Origin of the sequence: Clostridium paraputrificum AGR2156, assembly GCF_000424025.1 — a bacterium.
GTDB classification, from domain to species: domain Bacteria; phylum Bacillota; class Clostridia; order Clostridiales; family Clostridiaceae; genus Clostridium; species Clostridium paraputrificum.
Window position 1 is genome coordinate 64,429 of the sequence record NZ_AUJC01000008.1, and the last position, 18,198, is coordinate 82,626.

The 18,198-nt window shown below is 29.2% G+C and carries 23 protein-coding genes; 19 read left to right on the forward strand and 4 right to left on the reverse strand.

All coding sequences use genetic code 11. The features are described from left to right. Positions 1-15: 15 nt before the first annotated feature. From G594_RS0109370 to G594_RS19900, 6 genes are all read left to right on the forward strand, one after another. Complete coding sequence (locus G594_RS0109370) at positions 16-669, forward strand: hypothetical protein (RefSeq protein ID WP_027098347.1); 654 nt, start codon at positions 16-18, stop codon at positions 667-669. Positions 670-774: 105 nt separating this feature from the next. Continuing rightward, positions 775-1,326: a hypothetical protein gene (locus tag G594_RS18700; RefSeq protein ID WP_051195965.1), complete on the forward strand. Its 552-nt coding sequence runs from the start codon at positions 775-777 to the stop codon at positions 1,324-1,326. Then, the gene (locus tag G594_RS0109380) at positions 1,307-1,684 is read left to right on the forward strand and encodes a GntR family transcriptional regulator (RefSeq protein ID WP_027098348.1); all 378 of its coding nucleotides are present in this window, start codon (positions 1,307-1,309) and stop codon (positions 1,682-1,684) included. Before G594_RS18700 ends, G594_RS0109380 begins: the two co-directional genes overlap by 20 nt. Then, positions 1,685-2,578 carry an ABC transporter ATP-binding protein gene (locus tag G594_RS0109385; protein WP_027098349.1) on the forward strand — a complete coding sequence of 298 codons (894 nt, stop codon included), beginning with the start codon at positions 1,685-1,687 and terminating at the stop codon, positions 2,576-2,578. Further along, a complete protein-coding gene (locus G594_RS0109390) occupies positions 2,562-3,620 on the forward strand; it encodes a hypothetical protein (protein WP_027098350.1) in 1,059 nt (352 codons plus the stop codon). Before G594_RS0109385 ends, G594_RS0109390 begins: the two co-directional genes overlap by 17 nt. 198 nt (positions 3,621-3,818) lie before the next feature. Then, entirely contained in the window at positions 3,819-3,986 is a 168-nt protein-coding gene (locus tag G594_RS19900; RefSeq protein ID WP_195270995.1) for a hypothetical protein, read from the forward strand. An 89-nt stretch (positions 3,987-4,075) separates the two neighbouring features. Here the strand turns inward: G594_RS19900 and G594_RS0109400 are convergent, their stop codons facing one another. Further along, positions 4,076-4,894: a TIM barrel protein gene (locus tag G594_RS0109400; RefSeq protein ID WP_027098351.1), complete on the reverse strand. Its 819-nt coding sequence runs from the start codon at positions 4,892-4,894 to the stop codon at positions 4,076-4,078. Positions 4,895-5,039: 145 nt separating this feature from the next. On the opposite strand from G594_RS0109400, the gene G594_RS0109405 reads away from it, so the two are divergent. The 5 genes from G594_RS0109405 (at position 5,040) to G594_RS0109430 (ending at position 9,152) form a co-directional block, all read left to right on the forward strand. Beyond that, positions 5,040-5,750: a pseudouridine synthase gene (locus G594_RS0109405; RefSeq protein WP_027098352.1), complete on the forward strand. Its 711-nt coding sequence runs from the start codon at positions 5,040-5,042 to the stop codon at positions 5,748-5,750. A gap of 10 nt (positions 5,751-5,760) precedes the next feature. Continuing rightward, positions 5,761-6,303: a tRNA 5-(aminomethyl)-2-thiouridylate-methyltransferase MnmM gene (gene mnmM / locus G594_RS0109410; protein WP_027098353.1), complete on the forward strand. Its 543-nt coding sequence runs from the start codon at positions 5,761-5,763 to the stop codon at positions 6,301-6,303. Positions 6,304-6,428: 125 nt separating this feature from the next. Further along, complete coding sequence (locus G594_RS0109415; protein WP_027098354.1) at positions 6,429-7,325, forward strand: MurR/RpiR family transcriptional regulator; 897 nt, start codon at positions 6,429-6,431, stop codon at positions 7,323-7,325. Positions 7,326-7,453: 128 nt separating this feature from the next. Then, entirely contained in the window at positions 7,454-8,323 is an 870-nt protein-coding gene (locus tag G594_RS0109420) for an SDR family oxidoreductase (protein ID WP_027098355.1), read from the forward strand. Positions 8,324-8,711: 388 nt separating this feature from the next. Next, positions 8,712-9,152, forward strand: a complete 441-nt coding sequence (locus tag G594_RS0109430) for a hypothetical protein (RefSeq protein ID WP_027098356.1) — start codon at positions 8,712-8,714, stop codon at positions 9,150-9,152. A gap of 25 nt (positions 9,153-9,177) precedes the next feature. Here the strand turns inward: G594_RS0109430 and G594_RS0109435 are convergent, their stop codons facing one another. Then, positions 9,178-9,708 (reverse strand): ferritin-like domain-containing protein, encoded by a 531-nt coding sequence (locus tag G594_RS0109435; RefSeq protein WP_051195966.1) that lies wholly within the window; start codon positions 9,706-9,708, stop codon positions 9,178-9,180. A gap of 89 nt (positions 9,709-9,797) precedes the next feature. On the opposite strand from G594_RS0109435, the gene G594_RS20320 reads away from it, so the two are divergent. The 3 genes from G594_RS20320 to G594_RS0109455 all read left to right on the forward strand — a co-directional run bounded on the left by G594_RS20320 (position 9,798) and on the right by G594_RS0109455 (position 11,010). Continuing rightward, positions 9,798-9,941 (forward strand): hypothetical protein, encoded by a 144-nt coding sequence (locus G594_RS20320; RefSeq protein ID WP_167539559.1) that lies wholly within the window; start codon positions 9,798-9,800, stop codon positions 9,939-9,941. A 149-nt stretch (positions 9,942-10,090) separates the two neighbouring features. Next, complete coding sequence (locus tag G594_RS18705) at positions 10,091-10,603, forward strand: deoxycytidylate deaminase (protein ID WP_051195967.1); 513 nt, start codon at positions 10,091-10,093, stop codon at positions 10,601-10,603. A 212-nt stretch (positions 10,604-10,815) separates the two neighbouring features. Next, positions 10,816-11,010 carry a hypothetical protein gene (locus G594_RS0109455; protein ID WP_027098358.1) on the forward strand — a complete coding sequence of 65 codons (195 nt, stop codon included), beginning with the start codon at positions 10,816-10,818 and terminating at the stop codon, positions 11,008-11,010. A gap of 51 nt (positions 11,011-11,061) precedes the next feature. On the opposite strand, the gene G594_RS0109460 is transcribed toward G594_RS0109455, so the two are convergent. After that, a complete protein-coding gene (locus G594_RS0109460; RefSeq protein ID WP_027098359.1) occupies positions 11,062-12,798 on the reverse strand; it encodes an ABC transporter ATP-binding protein in 1,737 nt (578 codons plus the stop codon). A 1-nt stretch (position 12,799) separates the two neighbouring features. Further along, a complete protein-coding gene (locus G594_RS0109465) occupies positions 12,800-14,539 on the reverse strand; it encodes an ABC transporter ATP-binding protein (RefSeq protein ID WP_027098360.1) in 1,740 nt (579 codons plus the stop codon). A gap of 215 nt (positions 14,540-14,754) precedes the next feature. Between G594_RS0109465 and G594_RS0109470 the strand changes: the two genes are divergently transcribed. From G594_RS0109470 to G594_RS0109490, 5 genes are all read left to right on the forward strand, one after another. Then, a complete protein-coding gene (locus G594_RS0109470; protein ID WP_034866338.1) occupies positions 14,755-15,648 on the forward strand; it encodes an SPL family radical SAM protein in 894 nt (297 codons plus the stop codon). Between the two features lie 21 nt (positions 15,649-15,669). After that, a complete protein-coding gene (locus G594_RS0109475; RefSeq protein WP_027098362.1) occupies positions 15,670-16,350 on the forward strand; it encodes a pseudouridine synthase in 681 nt (226 codons plus the stop codon). A 151-nt stretch (positions 16,351-16,501) separates the two neighbouring features. After that, positions 16,502-16,654 (forward strand): zinc-ribbon domain-containing protein, encoded by a 153-nt coding sequence (locus G594_RS0109480; protein ID WP_027098363.1) that lies wholly within the window; start codon positions 16,502-16,504, stop codon positions 16,652-16,654. A gap of 302 nt (positions 16,655-16,956) precedes the next feature. Continuing rightward, positions 16,957-17,607 carry a pentapeptide repeat-containing protein gene (locus G594_RS0109485; protein ID WP_027098364.1) on the forward strand — a complete coding sequence of 217 codons (651 nt, stop codon included), beginning with the start codon at positions 16,957-16,959 and terminating at the stop codon, positions 17,605-17,607. Between the two features lie 111 nt (positions 17,608-17,718). Further along, a complete protein-coding gene (locus tag G594_RS0109490) occupies positions 17,719-18,195 on the forward strand; it encodes a pyridoxamine 5'-phosphate oxidase family protein (protein ID WP_027098365.1) in 477 nt (158 codons plus the stop codon). The last annotated feature ends 3 nt before the right edge of the window (positions 18,196-18,198 follow it).

Consider the following 18,198-nt stretch of genomic DNA (forward strand, 5'->3'; position numbering starts at 1 on the left):
AAAGGAGTAGATAGTGTGCCTATACCTATAGTCACTTCAATTATTTCTGCAATCTCTATTATTATAGGTTCTTTAGTTGGAGCGTATTGTAGTTGGATTATTAATAAGAATATGCACAACAAGGAGATAGAAGATCAACAAAAGATATTAAAAGAAAATAGATTTTATGAGGAAAAGTATAGAGTTAAGGAAGTCTGTAACAATGCTAATGTAATAAGGTTAGATATAGCAACTTCACTTTTTCAAAGTATAAGAAGTATTCAAAATACAGAGGAAGAGAAAAAATATCTATATTTGTTACCTATAAATAAAAATTATTCTGCTTCTGTAGCAAGCTTAAGTGATAAGTACTCTTTAAAAGAATTAAGTTATCTTTATCAACTTTATGGAATTATTGAGAAAGTAAATAGAGATATTTATAGTTGGAATACATCAGATAATTATGCTTATGAAAGAGTTAAGAAGGGATTTAATTGTATATTATATAAGATTTATGGTGACAACGTAGATAAAATTCTGAAGGTAGATGCAGATAAAATATCCTATAATGAACTTTATAATAATGAATATATAAGAGAATCTTATAAAAATCTATTAAGTAAATTAGATGATTTATGTTTAGTTGAAAATCTTCTTAAAGAAAGAGAGAATTCTGAGATTAAGAAATAATTAAGAAATTCTAAGGATTTATTAATTGACCTTTATAATAGATGTATATAGAATTAAAGTGTACTACTTCATGTAGTACACTTTATTTTTTAGGAGGTTATAATCTTGAAAAAATCCATGATACTTGCCTTAAGTGGTTTCTTTATTGTAGCGACCATAATGCTATGTACAAATCCTAATAAGGCATATGAAAAGACGAAACACTTTAGTTCACCAAATGAAATTATTGAAATAATAAACCATAAACAGCTAGGAGCATTAAATAAGGATGGAGAGTTTGTTACAACTTCTGATTTTAAGGAATGTTTATCTAAAAGGAAGAGAGTAACATATTCAAATTTTAATTATTATAAAATTGATGGGGAAATACTCCCTGAGAAAAATACTAAAGATAGTAAAAAAGTTATTCTAGATGATTATAAAAATAGAATTAGTAGGTTAGAAGGTTATACTGTACCTGGTAAATTAGAAACTTTAATATTAACAGGTAAGGGACATCCTACTGATAATTTATATATGGAAAACAAAGAGGTTGGAAATATTAAATTAGAAGATATAGATGTTAATATTGTATTTATAGATGAGGGTGAAGGTTGGGTAATTGATTATTTTTGGATTTCAACTAATGGGGGAGAAGATGTTTTGTATAATCAATAATAATAGACCCATATATGAGCAAATTAGAGAAAAATTTATTGAGCTTATTATAAATAATGCTTTAAGAGAAGGTGATAAATTACCTTCTGTTAGAGAACTTGCATCAATGCTTACAGTAAATCCAAATACAATTAGTAAAGCCTATAATAAATTAGAAGATGAGGGTATGATAGAGACTTTAAAAGGTAAGGGAACTTTTGTAAGAGTTGGAGCTAAGGAATTGGTTTTAGCTTACAATTATGAAATGTTAATGAACAAAATTAAAGATGTATTAGAATCAGCAAAAAATTTAAATATTAAATTTAACGCATTAGTTGATTTAGAAAAACAAGTCTTGAACAAGTTGGAGGGGAAGTAAGTGATAGAAATTAAGGACTTAACCCTTAAATTAGAGGATAAGGATATATTAAAAAATATTAATTTATCTATAGATGAGGGAAAGATATATGGACTTATTGGACCAAATGGAGTTGGTAAAACATCTCTTATAAAATGCTTAACTGGAGTTTACAAAATAACTACAGGTGAAATACTATATGATGGAAGCAATGTATATGATAATGCTGAAGTAAAAAAGAATATAGCATATGTAGCTGACGAAAATAATTTCTTTACTTCTTTTTTAGTTAGGGATGTTATAAAGTATTATAAATTAGCCTATGATAATTTTAATGAAGAGAAGTTTCACAAAATAAATAAAGTTTTTAAAATACCTTTAAATAAAAGGCTACATCAATTATCTAAGGGTATGAAGATGAGGACATTTTTAATGCTTGGATTTGCACAAGAAGCAAAATACATAATTTTAGATGAACCTACCTCAGGATTAGACCCAATATTAAAAAATAAATTACTTAAATTGATAATTGAAGAGGTTTCAACTAGGGGGACAACTATTATAATTAGTTCTCATCATTTAAATGAACTAGAAAAAGTTTGTGATGAGGTTGTTATTTTAGATGGAGGGGAAGTTTCATATAAAAATACTCTAGAAGAGATGAAAAAGAAGATTAAAAAGATACAAGTTGCCTTTGATGGTCCAGTTTATGAAGAAGATTTAAATATTAAAGGTATATTTAAAATGTCCAAAGTAGGTAGAGTATTTACTATATTAGTTGATAATTATGGAGAAGAGTTTATAGAGGAAATTAATGGGTTTAAACCACTATTTATAGAAGAAATAGACTTGAACTTAGAGGATATATTTATATACAAGTTAGATGAGGGGGATATTAATGAAGAAATATTATAATAAGGCACTTTTTTATCAATCCTTCTACAATGTAAAATGGGGAATATTGGGTGGTGTTATTCTATTTTTTTTACTTGTGTATTATAACACTAGCATTAGTCTAGGCAATGTGAAGTATTCTATTAGCAATCTAGAGAGTAATTATATTTATTTAAATACTGAAGTTTTTGTACTTAGCCTGTTTTTGTTAATTTTATTAGTATATGTTATGATTACAGGATTTAATAAGAGAAATAATATTACTTTTATTACAGGTGGCCCTTACACCAAGGAAGAGGTTAAGAAAAATGAGTTTTTATTTTTATTTTTAACTTTATGTTTATTTGTATTTGTAGCAGCTTATGCAATTATATGTGTTTATATAAGTAATAAAGAATTATTACCTTATATTTTTAATCCTTGGGAATATTCTATATTTATTATAATTAAAATTTTTACTTTAGGATTAGCTTTTATTGTTTATTTGTCATTTATGGATATGTTTTTTTCAAATTTAATATTCACATTGATAGCATTAGTAGGTTTTCCTATGGCAATTTTCTTTGATGCGTTAGTAATTGGTCAGATATATTTTTATAGAGTAGATATCTATAATACAGCTGCATTAAGGACTTATGATGTATTAAATAGTATTATTAATTATATAGGAGATATAATTAGTTTTATAAGCTATGATTATACATTTTATAGAGGTAGTAGGAATGTTTTATTAATAATAATAGCTTATTTAATAGGATCGATTTTTGTATATTATTTATCTAAATTTATTAATAAGAAGATTATTATAAATAACATAAATAAGTTTTTTGTTTTTCCTTTAGCGGGAAAGATAACAATTTTTACTGGTGTGTTTTCTCTTTTCTTAGGAGTACTTTATTACATAGTAGTATTGGGGGACCTTAATTTGTTTTTATTAAGAAATGAAATATATATTAGTAATTTTATTTATGTATTAGGTATTACTTTCATATTAGGATTAATTATAGTTATTTCTATATATTTAACTAAAATAGTCTTAAAGAAAGTTAACAAATATATTTAATATCACTAGTATTCCTAATAATTCCTTTAGCTTAAATTACCTTATGTGAATGAAAATTTATTTAATTATGTAAAAGTTTTTTGATGTAGAACAAATTTCTATTCTTAAGAATACAATATATTAAACTAAAGAATAGGAGTTGATTTACTATGTCAAGAGGATGCTGTAGATGCAACAATTGCGGCGGTTGTTGCAATAATGGTTGTGGAGGAAGACGTGTTAACCCAGGCTGGAACTGCGGCGGCTGTGGTGGATTCGGCGGCGGCTTTGGCGGCGGAGCTTGGTGGCCAATTTGGATCTTATTATTATTTGGATTTGGTGGCTTCGGTGGCGGCTTTGGCTGTGGCGGCTTCTGGTAGGATTTAGAAGGTAAAGGGCATCTACTATGATGCCCTTTAAATTTATTATAAGAAAAAAAGCGAAATTGTTTACCAATTTCGCTTTTATATCATCAATTAAAGTGATTCATAAGTATCTTTTAATAGTTTTGCATCTCTTTCAAGTATTGGACTTTCGCAAATAACGCATCCTTTTACCTCATAATCAACAAAGGCCTTCATACATGCTTGGTAGTTAAAATCACTTTCTAAGAAAGGAAGGTGATGCTTTTCTCCTTTTTCACTATATGCAATACCAGCAAGGTGAATATGTAAATCATCTAAAGCTTCTCTACCTAAACCTTCTCCAACCTTTTCTAATATTCTAGCAAAATCATCATATTCTTTTAAAGCACCATTTCCTCTTGCATGAACATGAGCAAAGTCTATACATAACTTACAAGTGTCAATTTCTTTGCATATATGAATTAGTTCATCAATATCTCCAAATTGAGTACCTTTACCTGTTGTTTCCAACCTATAATCTACACCAAAGTATGGAAGCTTCATTAAGTTCCTTTTAACTTCTTCAAGAGCATCCTCTTTTGTAGCTTTTAAGTAGAAACCAGGGTGGAAGATTAAGCTTCTTCCCCCAACAGATTTTAAGGCTTCAGCTCCAAGTGTTATTCGTTCTAAGGACTTTTCTTTTTTTTCATCTTCAACTGCATTTAGATTTATAAAGTATGAACCATGTGCAGAAAGGTAAAAGTTATGTTTTTCCTTAGCTTCAATTATTGAATGCATATTTTTTGGAGTTACATTAACAGAGCGTACAAAAGGTAACTCCATAGCATCTAAGCCCATATTACTTAAATATTCAATTCCAGTTGCATATGTAAATTTATCTCCTTCATTGCCTAAAGGAAGACCAGATATTCCAAACAAAAGTTTCTCCATAATAATAATTCTCCTTAAGTCTTTTTATAAAAGTATATCAAATTTCAAATTTTTATACAATCCTTCATAGTATTTCATAAATGTTGTAATTTATTTCACATAAAGCTATAATCTATTTGAATATAAAAGTGGAGTGATTTAGATAATGGAAGAAAGATTACAGAAGTACATGGCAAGATGTGGTGTTGCATCTAGAAGAAAATGCGAAGAAATTATTTTAGGTGGAAAAGTAAAGGTTAATGGAGAGATAATTAATGAACTTGGTACTAAGGTTAATCCAGATATAGATAAAGTAGAAATTGAAGAAAAGATTATTTTGCCAGAAGAAAACAAGGTTTACATATTACTAAATAAGCCAGAAGGCTATATAACATCAGTTAAGGATGAGAAGGATAGGAAAACTGTTATTGATTTAGTTAATGTTAAGGAAAGAATTTATCCAGTAGGTAGATTAGATTATGATAGTTCAGGTTTAATTATTTTAACTAACGATGGTGATCTTTATAATAAAATAATGCATCCAAGAGTTAAAGTAGTTAAAAGATATATAGCAGTGTGTACGGGAGAGTTTACACCTAGAGAGCTTGATAAGTTTAGAAAAGGAATAGATATTGGAGGATATATTACTGCAGATGCTAATATTAAAGTTATTAAGGTTGAAGATGGGAAGAGTACAGTAGAAATTGGAATTCATGAAGGTAAGAACAGACAAATTAGAAGAATGTGTTCTGCTTTAGGTCATGATGTACTGTCTTTAAAAAGAGTTGCAGTAGGCGAAATTAAACTTGGATACCTTAGAAGGGGAGAATGGAGAAACTTAACTAAGGAAGAATTGGATTATATAAATAGTTTATAGAGAGGGAATTATGTTTAAATACGTTGGAGATATAAGTGAGATTTCTCATCATATAATAAATAACTTTTTGGAGAATAGGAATGTAGCCATTGATGGAACTTTAGGCAATGGTTATGATACTGATTTTTTATCAGAACATTTTAATAAGGTTTATTCTTTTGATGTGCAAAAGATAGCCTGTGATAATTATAGGGACAAAAACAAAGAGAATGTTAATGTTATAAATGACTCTCATCATAAATTTAAAGAATATATAGATGAGGGAGTAGATTGTATAATGTATAATTTAGGGTTTCTACCAGGAGGAGATAAGAGCGTAACAACTATGCATGAAACCTCCCTTCAAAGTATTAAGGAAGGTCTTCAGCTTCTTAATAATGGTGGCATTATGACAATATGTATTTATAGAGGGCATAATGAAGGTAAAAAGGAGGAATCCTGCATTTTGGATTATGTAGTAAGTCTTCCTAAAAATAAGTTTGGAGTTATGGAACATAGTTTTCTAAACAGAAGTGAAGTTGCACCAATGCTTATTGTTATAGAAAAGAAGTAATTGTAATATGTCAAAAATGAATGAAGTTTGTTAAAAGACTTTCAATTATTTATTGATTAATTATTAACATAATGATAAAATTAAATTGCAAATTATATAAGTTTTTATGAATAGGATGGTACATGATGGATAACGAGCTAAATGAACAAGGCAAAGACTTAATGAGATTGATTCAAGTAAAATTTCCTAGGTTAAGTAAAGGTCAGAAGTTAATTGCTGAATATATACTAAAAAATTATGATAAGGCTGCTTTTATGACAGCTGCAAAACTTGGAATTTCTGTAGGAGTTTCAGAATCTACTGTTGTAAGGTTTGCTAATGAATTAGGATTTTCAGGATATCCAAAGCTTCAAAAAGCATTACAAGAGCTAATAAAGAATAAATTAACTACTGTGCAGAGACTTGAACTTTCTAATGACTTTGCATCTCATGGGGCAGCTCTAAAAGGTGTGTTAAAGGCTGATATGGAGAATATAAGAGCTACTTTAGAAAAAATTAATCCTTACACCTTTGAAGATGTGTTAAATTCTATATTTGAAGCTAAGAATATTTACATTATAGGTCTAAGAAGTTCTACAGCACTTGCTGAATTTTTAGGGTTTTATTTAAATATAATACTTCAAAATGTAAGAATAGTTAGTTACGGAATTTCAGATATATTTGAGCAAATGATAAATATAGGTGAAGGGGATTTAGTTATTGGAATCGGGTTCCCTAGATATGCTACAAAGACAATAGATGTTCTAGATTTTTCTAAAGCTAGAGGAGCTAAGGTAGTTGCTATAACAGACAGCTTACTTTCACCATTGGCTGCAAAGGCTGATAGCACATTAATAGCTCAAAGTAATATGGCATCTTTTGTTGACTCATTAGTAGCGCCACTTTCTGTTATAAATGCACTTATAATAGCAGTGGGAATGAGAGAAAAGGAAAACATTGCAGATATATTTGCAAACTTGGAAAATATATGGCAAGAATATAATGTGTATTCATACAATAATAGGAATGTAGCAGATGATTAATATTTTAAAGTACTATGAGAATAGTAGTTATAGGTTAGGAGAAGTTGTTTTGCAACTTCTCCTAATTTATTATTATTTACTTAACTAAAGGAGATACTAAATGTAAATTCTTTTAGGAGGTTTAAATAATGATTGAAAAAACGTTTCCAAAAACTTTTCCTACTAATACAATTAAGGAACAACCTGGTGTTGAGAAAAATATGAATCCTAGACCTATTTTTCAACATGAGGAATATGACGTAAAAGGGGATAGACTCAAAAATAAAGTCGCTATAATAACAGGTGGAGATAGTGGAATTGGAAGAGCTATTTCTGTAGCATATGCTAAGGAAGGAGCCAAAGTTTGTATAATTTATTTTAATGAAGAAGGGGATGCAAATGAAACTAAATCAATTATAGAAGGTATAGGAGGTGAATGTCTCTTAATAAAAGGTGATATTGGGGATGAATCCTTCTGTAATAACGCTGTAAAAACAGTAATTGAGAAATACAATAAAATAGATATTTTTATTAGTAATGCAGGTGAACAACATCCAATTAATAATTTGGGAGAATTGACTTATGCTCAAATAGATAGAACTTTTAGAACTAATATTTATGGAGCACTATTTATGTGTAAGGCTTTAGAACAACATTTAAAGGAGGGTGCAAGTATTATCTTAACCACATCAATTACAGCTTATAATGGTCATGAAAGGCTAATTGATTATTCTGCAACTAAAGGAGCATTAACTTCCTTAACAAGATCTCTTGCTCTTATGTTTGCACCAAAGGGAATAAGGGTAAATGCTGTTGCACCAGGCCCTATCTGGACTCCTTTAATTCCATCAACTTTTACAGCTAAAGAGATTTCTAAGTTTGGTTCTAAGACAGCTTTAAAAAGGGCGGGGCAACCAGTTGAACTTGCAGAAGCATATGTGTTTTTAGCTAGCCAAGGAGCTTCCTTCATAACAGGAGAAACTATTCATGTTAATGGAGGGGAAATAGTTAATAGTTAATAAAGGTAAAAAGAATAATAGAAAGAAGGAGGAGAGATTGCTTTGCAATTTCTCTTTTTCTATATAATTATATAATGATGTAGAATAATAATTTAGTTTGTGTAATTATCCCATATGAAAAGCTATAGCATAATATGTATTAAAGAGAGTACGAGGTGATATTATGAATTCAATTGAAATTGGTATTTGTATCACTGTAGCTTTAATGACAACTTTTGTTGAAGTATATCCATATATACAGCCAATGCTAAAAAATCGTAGAGAAAATAGATAAAAAATTGGTGAGAAGCTTCTTAAAATTAAATTTATCTTAAAACTTTGGAGAAATGTATAAAGTATATGTAAAAGGTGGTAAAATTAAGGTATAAGTATAAAAGGAGGGATAATTATGATAGATCAATTAAAAGTGGCTATTAGTGAAAAGGATATCGACAAGGCACGTAGGGTGATGGTGAGTGAGTTACTTACAACTGATTATCCCCATGAAGTATTCAGGGATGCTATAGATTTAGCTGATGCATACGGGATTTTTGAAGCACATGATAGGGAAAAATTATTATCAGACCCTAAAGATTGGACAGAAAGTTATTTTCAAAAGCTTAAAGATGGTTTAAACAATAACTTTTCTAAAGAAAGATTTATGAAGTCATATTATGTTGCTAGAAAACTTGAAAAGGAAACAGGTACACCTAAAGAGGAATCATGCCCTGTTAGTGTATATGATGAATATAAAGATTTCTTTTTATTAGCTCAAATAGGAGCAGCAGTAATTGGTGCTGCAGCTGTAGGGATAGGTGTTTGGCTTTATAAGAGAAATAAGAAAAAATAGTTTGTAAATACTTAAAACCCCTGATTTATTCAGGGGTTTTTACATATTTAGCATAAAGCTCTTTAAATATTTTAAGATGAAGCTCTTCATCTAGAATTATTCTTTCTATTATTTTAACTATGTTAGGATCAGAAATTTCATTTAGTGCTTTATTGTAGTCTCTTATGGCAACAACTTCAGCTTGTATATCGTAATCTAAGTATTCTTTTAGAGTATTTCCATAATCAACAAATTTACCATTCCAATAATAACGTTTATCTTTTTTCTTTATCCAATAGCGAGGGTCTTCTCCTAATAGCAAAATGAGTTCTCCTAGCATTTCTAAGTGGTGCATTTCAACCATAGCAATTTCTCCAATTGCTTGTGAAACAGCAGGACAATCTTTAAATAATTTAAACTTATGGTATACATATTGGTCTATTGCTGTAAATTCAGATACTATACCTGAGTAATTGTGTAATAATATATTAGCATAACGTGAGTTTTCTTTTTCAACTTTTATTTCTGGATAAGGAAGATCTACATGGTAAGATATATTATTCTCATTATTTAACATTTACATTCTCCTTGAAAAGTTCTTATTATAAAATATGAGTGAGTTTGGAATAATATTAATTACAAATATAAATAAAAGGAGAAGATTTTATGGCACACAAAAGCAATTCAGAGAAGTTTGAGAATATGGCTAGAGTAGGAAACTTTACTAAGAATGCAGTTGAAAATTTTGAGGAAAACATAGTAAATAAAAAGAATTATTTAGAAGAAGTGAGTTCTAAAAAGTCTCAGTAGGTTTAAACCTACTGAGAAAAGATTAAGTTATGAGCTATAAGGAGGATTACTTGCTGTGTGTTCAGCGTTATACTATATACTATGAATAATTTACAATTATGTGATTATGTAAAGAGAAAATATGATATAATTTTTGAGGGAGTGGTGATATGGAGAGTATAACTTTTAAAAATAATGATTTAAGTGAGTGGGACAAGACCTTTCTTCAGAGCCTATCTCTTTATGAGAGACATTCCAAGTGCGCTGCTAAGAATGTTGCTTGTATACTTACTAAAGATAATAACATTCTTTCTATAGGTATTAATGGAACATTGCAAGGTAAGATAAACTGTAATGAATTATTTAAAAAGAGTAGCAATAAGTGGTTTAAAAAGTGTATAGATAATGAATGGATAGAAGCTAAGAATGGGGAACATTCAAAGTGGTCTCTACTAAATGAAATTCATGCTGAAATGAATGCCATAAAAAAGGCATCTCAGAATAACGGATTCAATTTAGATGGAGCTACAGCTTATGTTTCATATTCACCTTGCTTTAATTGTGCTAAAATGTTAGTTCTATTTGGTATAAAAAGAATTGTATTTAGAGAGGCTTATGATGATATCAATGAAGTAAGTGATTTTCTTAAAGAAAATGAAATAGAGCTTGTAAAAGGTGAATAAGGTACTAGGTAAAAAGATAAAAGGGATAATAAAATATGGTGAAGAAACACTGCTAGAGCTTGAGTTTCTTTTTTGTTTAACGTCTAGGTAAGAATGAACTACAGTCTATGTAAGGGATGTGAGGAGAGGGGCGTTAATCAAAAACGGATTATGGATTTGTAGGTGAAATAAAATTTTCTAGCGATAATTTTAATAAGGAATCAAATTATTGTTTGAACATTATTACAAAAAATGGACAGAGTTACAATTTAGTTTTGTTAGCTATTGATAAGGAAAGTGAGAATGGCATTGTAACAATACCATTTATATTCTATAATTTCTTAGATTCTAATGGTAAGACAATAGATAAAGCTGTCTTAACTAAGGATGGAGATGAAATAACTTCAATTGATATAATTAAAAATTAGTATTTCACTGATAAATTTAAACTCCCCCTGCGTAAAGCAGAGGGAGTTTTCTTATTCTTTAACAAACTGGCTGTTATAAAGATTAGCGTAGAAGCCATTAGCTGCTAATAGTTGTTCGTGTTTTCCTTGTTCAATTATCTTACCAGCATTCATAACTAGAATACGATCAGCTTCTTTTATTGTTGAAAGTCTATGGGCTACAATGAAGCTTGTTCTACCTTCCATCATCTTATCAAAGGCCTTTTGAATATATATTTCTGTCCTTGTATCAATGCTGCTTGTAGCTTCATCTAGAATTAGCATTGGTGGTTTTGTAAGCATGACACGAGCAATACATAACAGTTGCTTTTGTCCTTGAGATATATTACTTCCATCATCATTTATAAGAGTATCATATCCATTTGGCAATCTCATTATGAAGTTGTGAGCATGAGTAGCTTTAGCAGCTTCAATAATTTCTTCATCTGTAGCATCTACCTTACCATAAGCTATATTTTCCTTTACAGTACCAGAGTATAACCATGTGTCTTGAAGTACCATTCCAAAGTTTCTTCTTAAACCTTCTCTAGTTAAATGAGTTATATTAGTATTATCAACTTTAATTTCTCCTGATGTTACATCATAGAACCTCATTAAAAGGTTTATTATTGTGGTTTTACCACATCCAGTAGGGCCAACAATAGCAATTCTATTACCTGGTTTAACCTTTAAATTAAGGTTTTCTATAAGTTTTTTATTTTCTGAATAAGAGAAATTAACATTATTTATTTCTAGATAACCATCTGCTTTAACTAAGGATATTGCATCCTTATCTTCTGGAGTTTCTGGTAGCTCATCTAAAAGATTAAATACCCTCTTGGCTGATGCAAAGGCTGTTTGAAGTTCAGTAACAACTCCTGATATTTCATTAAATGGTTTAGTATATTGATTAGCGTAGGAAAGGAAACAAGATATATCTCCAATAGTAAGTTTCCCTTTTATAGCCAATAATGCCCCAATAATACCAACTGCAGCATATACAATACCATTTACAAATCTAGTAGAAGGATTAGTAAGTGAGGAATAAAATTGAGATTTTACTCCAGATTCATATAGCCTAGAATTTATTTCTTTAAATTTTTCCTCTGCTTCATCTTCATAAGAAAAAGCTTTTACTACCTTTTGATTACCAAGTATTTCTTCAATGTACCCACTTAATTCACCTCTTGTTGCAGATTGAACCTTAAAGCTATTGTGTGATTTTTTAGCAATAAAGGAAGCTACAAATAATGAAAGTGGAGTAACAAGTACAACAACTAGGGCTATTGAAATATTTATTGATAGCATAAATAGTAATGTTCCAACAATTGTTACAATACCTGTAAAAAGTTGAGTAAAACCTTGAAGTAATCCATCAGATATTAAATCAATATCATTTACAACTCTGTTTATAATATCACCATGGGGATTACTATCTATATACCTTAAAGGAACTTCATTTATTTTGCTAAAGGAAGCTATGCGTAAATCCTTAACTGTTTTTTGGGTAACAATATTTGTATATAAACCCATTAACCATTGAAATAAAGCACCTAAAATAATTGTTGCCATAAGAATAACTATTATTTTCAAGATTCCATTAAAATCTACATTGTTTGGTCCAATTATTAAATCTATTCCTTTACCTATTAAAACTGGTCCTAGTAATGTAAATGTAACTGAAAAAAGAGCGCAAATTAAAGCCATGATTAAGTAACCTATATATGGTTTTGTAAACTTTAAAAGCCTTTTAACAACTTGTTTATCCATATTAATTATAAGCCTCCTCTCTAGTCAGTTGGGATAAGCATATTTCTTTATAGACTTCTGAGTTTTCAAGAAGTTCTTCATGAGTTCCAATTCCAGCTAACTTTCCATCATCTAAAACTACAATTTTATCTGAGTTTTTAATTGAAGATGCACGTTGAGAAACTATTATTGTAGTTATCTCTTTAGCATGTGTATTTAATGCTTGTCTAAGTTTTAAATCAGTAGCAAAATCTAAGGCGCTTGAACTATCATCCAAAATTATTATTTTAGGAGAACCTACTAAAGCTCTTGCTATAGTAAGTCTTTGTTTTTGGCCTCCAGAGAAGTTTTTACCTCCTTGAAGAACAGAGGTATCAAGGCCGTCCTTAAGATTACTTACAAAATCACTACATTGCGCAATATCTAGTGCCATTAAAATTTCTTCATCACTAGCATTCTTATTAGCCCACTTCATATTTTCTCTTAAGCTTCCAGTGAATAATACAGCTTTTTGTGGAACTATGCCAAATAGATTTCTTAAGTCTTTAATAGAGTAATTTTTGATATTTTCTCCATTAATAAAAATTTCACCTTCAGTACTTTCATAGAATCTTGGAATAAGGTTTACTAGAGTAGACTTTCCTGCTCCTGTTCCCCCTATAATTCCTATGGTTTCACCTTTATTTATTGATAATGAGATATTCTCTAAAGAATATTGCTTTGAATTATTATAGGAAAAAGAAACATTCTTAAATTCAATTATTTTAGATGAATTATTAGTAGCTTGTACCTTAGTTGAGCTAGAAGCTTCTTTAATACTTGATTTTGTATCAAGAACCTCATTAACTCTAGTTGCAGAAGCAGATGCTTTTGTAAATATAATAACAAGGTTTGCAACTACTATAAGAGTTAGAAGTATTTGAGTCATATAGTTTACGAAAGCTATTATTTCACCTTGTGTAAAATTACCGTTATTTACGCCAATACCTCCAAACCAAACTATAAAAGCTATGGAGAAGTTCATAATCATGAAGGTTAATGGATTTAAAAGTGCAGATAGCTTACCTACCTTTATAGCTGTATTACTGTGGTCTAATGCTGCTATATTAAATCTATCTTTTTCAACTTCTTGTTTAGAAAAAGCTCTTACAACTCTTACCCCCTCTAAGTTTTCCCTAGTAATTAAAGAAATTTTATCTAGCTTTTTCTGAATTACCCTATATAGAGGAATAGATTTTCCCATTACTAAATATAAAGTAAGTACAATTAGAGGGATAGATAGGAAGAATATTAGTGAGAGTTTTAGATTTATAAACATAGCCATTATTGCTGAACCTAAAATTATAAATGGAGCTCTAACCCCAAGTCTTATAGCCATAGCTACAGCAACTTGTAGTTGGTTTACATCATTTATTATTCTTGTTATTAATGATGGAGTTCCTATATTATCAATTTCTGAGTGAGAAAGACTATTTATATGACGGAAAAGCTCATTTCTAAGCTTTGTTCCAAAACCTTGAGAGGCTTTAGCAGCAAAGTACTGACAAACTAGGGCTGATCCTAATCCTACTATACCAAGAATTATAATCAATATACCCATTTTAATTATGTATGATGTATAATAAGATTTAACTCCAATATCGATTATTTTTGCCATTACTAGAGGAACAATAAGTTCTAATATTGCTTCTAGTAGCTTAAATAATGGACCTAAAAAGCATTCCTTTTTAAAGTCCTTTAAATAAGGTATTAGTTTAAACATTTTTATCAAATCCTTTATATATCTTATTTTTAACGAATTTATTATAGCATTATCAAGTTGGTAAAGGAAGGGAATTAAGTAGAGAAAAAAAGGGATAAATCAAAATATGAAGGTGATGTGGTATAATATTAAAAAGTTTCTTATCTGGATTTAAGTAATAGGACATAAAGATGTCTTATTTATAGGTTTAAAATCCTTGTAAGAGGAGGATTAAAATGTATTATATAGATGCAAAGCAAATACTTTCGGGGTATGCAGAAAACAATAGGTGGTTTGGATTAAATTATAATATGAATCTTTATAAGGGGTGTTCACATGGATGCATTTATTGTGATTCAAGGAGTGAATGTTATGGAGTTAAGAATTTTGATTCAGTTAGGGCTAAAAGAAATGCATTAGATATTTTAAATAAAGAATTAAAGAGTAAGAGAAAAAAAGGGGTTATAGGTATTGGAGCTATGAGTGATACATACAATCCTTTTGAAAGGAAACTTAACTTAACTAGAGGAGCCTTAGAGCTAATTAATAGATATGGATTTGGAATAAGTATTGCAACTAAAAGTGACTTAATTCTTAGAGATATTGATATACTTAAAAAAATTAGTAATCATTCACCGGTTTTAATAAAGATAACTATAACTACTTTCCATGATAGTTTATGTAGAAAGATTGAGCCTAATGTAGTTCATTCTTCAAATAGATTTGAAGCAATTAGAAAGTTAACTAGTGAAGGGATTTTTACAGGTATATTACTAATGCCAGTACTTCCTTTTATAAATGATAATGAGGAAAATATTAGATCCATTGTTAGAAAAGCTAAGGAGTGTGGCGCTAAATTTATATTTGCTTATGGAATGGGGTTAACCTTAAGAGGCAATCAAAGAGAATACTATTATGAAAAACTATCAAAACTATTCCCTAATGAATTTTTAGTAAAGAAGTATATGAATATATATGGAGAAAAGTATGAATGTTCTTCTTTAGAACATCGGAAGTTATGGGATATATTTAAAAATGAATGTGAAAGATGTGGAATTCTTTATAAGATGAATGATATTATAAATGCATATAGAAAAAATTATGAGGAAACTCAAATTTCATTATTTTAAACTGCAAATGAGGACATTTATATGAGAATTAATAAGTTATTAAGCAATTATGGATACTGTTCTAGGAAGGAAGCTAATAAGCTTATTCAAGATAAAAGGGTTATAGTGAATGGAGAACTAGCAATTGAGGGGCAATGGGTTGAAGAAACTGATACTATACTTTTAGATAATGTAAGAGTAAAACCTAAGGATAAGGTATATGTTGCTTTTAATAAACCAGTAGGAATTGTTTGTACAGCAGCAAAGGAAACTGAAAATAATATTATAGATTACATTGATTATCCTGAATATATTTTTCCAATTGGAAGGTTAGATAAACCTTCTCAGGGATTGATTTTGTTAACAAATGATGGAGAGTTAGCTGATAAAATATTAAGCGCTGAAAACTATCATGAGAAGGAGTATATAGTTGAAGTAGATAAAGATATAGATGATGAATTTATTTTAAATATGTCTAATGGAATTAAAATATGGGATAGGATAACTAGGAAATGCCAAGTTAAAGCTTTAGGTGAAAAGAAGTTTTCTATTATATTAACAGAAGGCATGAATAGGCAAATAAGAAAGATGTGTAAGTCTTTAGGATATGAAGTTACATTTTTAAAGAGAATTAGAATTATGAATGTTTTAATTGACGGAATAGAAGAAGGAAAGTGGAGAAATCTGAGTATTAAGGAAATAAATACTTTAAAAAATGGATAAAATTTAAAACTATATTGATATTGAAGGAAGTTTGTGGTATTATTGATGCGTAAAAATAAAGAGTTTAGATTATGAGTGAATATATATTTCTCCTTTATGAGAGTTATATTAGTCAAATTTGAATCTCTTTATAATTTAAGGAGGAATATCAATGCAAGATAAAGTAATTACATGTAAAGACTGTGGTCAAGAATTCACATTCACAGTAGGAGAACAAGAATTCTACAAAGAAAAAGGATTCGAAAACGATCCAGTTAGATGCCAAGCTTGTAGAAGAGCTAAGAAAGAAAGAAACAGACAATAATTATGATTGTTATGAGCTATAAATTTAATTTATAGCTCTTTTTTAATGTAAGGAAAATATAAAACTTTAATTAGCTATAAATCAAAGGGTTTGTTACAATTTCATGTTAAAAACTATAAAATCAAGGATAATAATTTTATAGTTTCCTTACCTTAAGTAGGAAGTGAATAAATATCTATTCCACCTTTTTTAATAAATTTAATTAGATAGATAACACAGAATAAATATTGTAAGGTATAAGTATTTGCTATATACTAGTAAAAGTTAGTAATAAAAAATGAAGTTAGGTATTTGGAGGCAAAATGGATAAGAATAAAAGTAAGGGATTCCATTATAATAAAGAAATAAAGCAAAATAAAAACTTTATGTATAGTGATTTAAGAAGAAGCAATTGTTATGGCACAGATTTTACAGGATCAAATTTTAACTTCTCAAGTTTTAGAGGAGCACATTTTAAAGGCTGTAATTTCTTTAGTTGTACTTTTAGGGGAGCAGAGTTTATAGGAACTAATTTAAAAAAGAGCAAGTTTAGAAGAGCTGTATTTGAGAATGCTGTTTTTGAAGGTGTTAACTTAGGTGATGTAGATTTTAGAGATGCAGAATTTAAGAATGTTATATTTGTAGGATGCGACCTATCATCTGCAAAGAGCTTAGAGTATAAGGAAAGTGAAGTAAGAGTTTTTGATGAGATTCCAGAATTAGATATAAGTAAAGAGCTAGAAGAGGCAGTACTTAAAGCTATGGGAAATGAGAAGGTAAAGAGTTCAAGAGTATTAGATACTAAGGATGGAGGAATTAATCCTATAAGTATCATGATATTATTAGAAAAATTCAGTGAGAAGAATTTAATTTCAGGATTAAATATACTGTCTGATAGATTAGATAGAGATTTCTGTACCTTAAGTTACATAACAAAGTGTATTGAAACTTATGGTAAAGAGGGAATTCTATAAAGAGTAACAAAGAAACTAGACTAATGTTTGGTTTCTTTCTTTGTAAATATTTAGTGATAATAAAATGAAATGATAAAAATTAATTAGGTAGAAAGGTTAAGAGGGGGATATATGTTTAGAGAAATGAGAAGAAAAAAGCAAGAGCTATCATATGAGGAATGCATAAGTGTACTTAACAAATGCACATCAGGAGTTTTAGCTGTAGAAGGTGATGATGGTTACCCATATACTGTTCCTTTAAGTTATTCTCTTAAGGGAGATGAGCTCTATTTTCACTGTGCAAAGATTGGGCACAAGCTTGATTCTATTAAAAGAAATAACAAGGTTAGCTTTTGTGTAATAGATAAGGATGAAATTATTCCTGAGAAGTTTACTACACATTATAGAAGCGTAATAGTATTTGGTAAAGCTAAAATAGTTGAGTATGAGAAGGAATGCAAAGATATACTTATGACTTTAGTAGAAAAGTATTCTAAGGGCTTTGAAAAAGAAGGAGCATTGGAAATTGAAAAGGCCTTAAAAGCTACAAGCTTAGTTAAAATTAAGATTGAGCATGTTACTGGAAAAGTAGCAAAAGAGCTTATATAGGTA

Coding starts and splice junctions, on each gene's coding strand:
- G594_RS0109380 (WP_027098348.1), top strand. CDS start 1,307: ATGTTTTGTATAATCAATAATAATAGACCCATATATGAGCAAATTAGA.
- G594_RS0109390 (WP_027098350.1), top strand. CDS start 2,562: ATGAAGAAATATTATAATAAGGCACTTTTTTATCAATCCTTCTACAAT.
- G594_RS19900 (WP_195270995.1), top strand. CDS start 3,819: ATGGTTGTGGAGGAAGACGTGTTAACCCAGGCTGGAACTGCGGCGGCT.
- G594_RS0109400 (WP_027098351.1), bottom strand. CDS start 4,894: ATGGAGAAACTTTTGTTTGGAATATCTGGTCTTCCTTTAGGCAATGAA.
- G594_RS0109405 (WP_027098352.1), top strand. CDS start 5,040: ATGGAAGAAAGATTACAGAAGTACATGGCAAGATGTGGTGTTGCATCT.
- mnmM (WP_027098353.1), top strand. CDS start 5,761: ATGTTTAAATACGTTGGAGATATAAGTGAGATTTCTCATCATATAATA.
- G594_RS0109415 (WP_027098354.1), top strand. CDS start 6,429: ATGGATAACGAGCTAAATGAACAAGGCAAAGACTTAATGAGATTGATT.
- G594_RS0109420 (WP_027098355.1), top strand. CDS start 7,454: ATGATTGAAAAAACGTTTCCAAAAACTTTTCCTACTAATACAATTAAG.
- G594_RS0109430 (WP_027098356.1), top strand. CDS start 8,712: ATGATAGATCAATTAAAAGTGGCTATTAGTGAAAAGGATATCGACAAG.
- G594_RS0109435 (WP_051195966.1), bottom strand. CDS start 9,708: ATGTTAAATAATGAGAATAATATATCTTACCATGTAGATCTTCCTTAT.
- G594_RS20320 (WP_167539559.1), top strand. CDS start 9,798: ATGGCACACAAAAGCAATTCAGAGAAGTTTGAGAATATGGCTAGAGTA.
- G594_RS18705 (WP_051195967.1), top strand. CDS start 10,091: ATGGAGAGTATAACTTTTAAAAATAATGATTTAAGTGAGTGGGACAAG.
- G594_RS0109460 (WP_027098359.1), bottom strand. CDS start 12,798: ATGGATAAACAAGTTGTTAAAAGGCTTTTAAAGTTTACAAAACCATAT.
- G594_RS0109465 (WP_027098360.1), bottom strand. CDS start 14,539: ATGTTTAAACTAATACCTTATTTAAAGGACTTTAAAAAGGAATGCTTT.
- G594_RS0109470 (WP_034866338.1), top strand. CDS start 14,755: ATGTATTATATAGATGCAAAGCAAATACTTTCGGGGTATGCAGAAAAC.
- G594_RS0109475 (WP_027098362.1), top strand. CDS start 15,670: ATGAGAATTAATAAGTTATTAAGCAATTATGGATACTGTTCTAGGAAG.
- G594_RS0109480 (WP_027098363.1), top strand. CDS start 16,502: ATGCAAGATAAAGTAATTACATGTAAAGACTGTGGTCAAGAATTCACA.
- G594_RS0109485 (WP_027098364.1), top strand. CDS start 16,957: ATGGATAAGAATAAAAGTAAGGGATTCCATTATAATAAAGAAATAAAG.
- G594_RS0109490 (WP_027098365.1), top strand. CDS start 17,719: ATGTTTAGAGAAATGAGAAGAAAAAAGCAAGAGCTATCATATGAGGAA.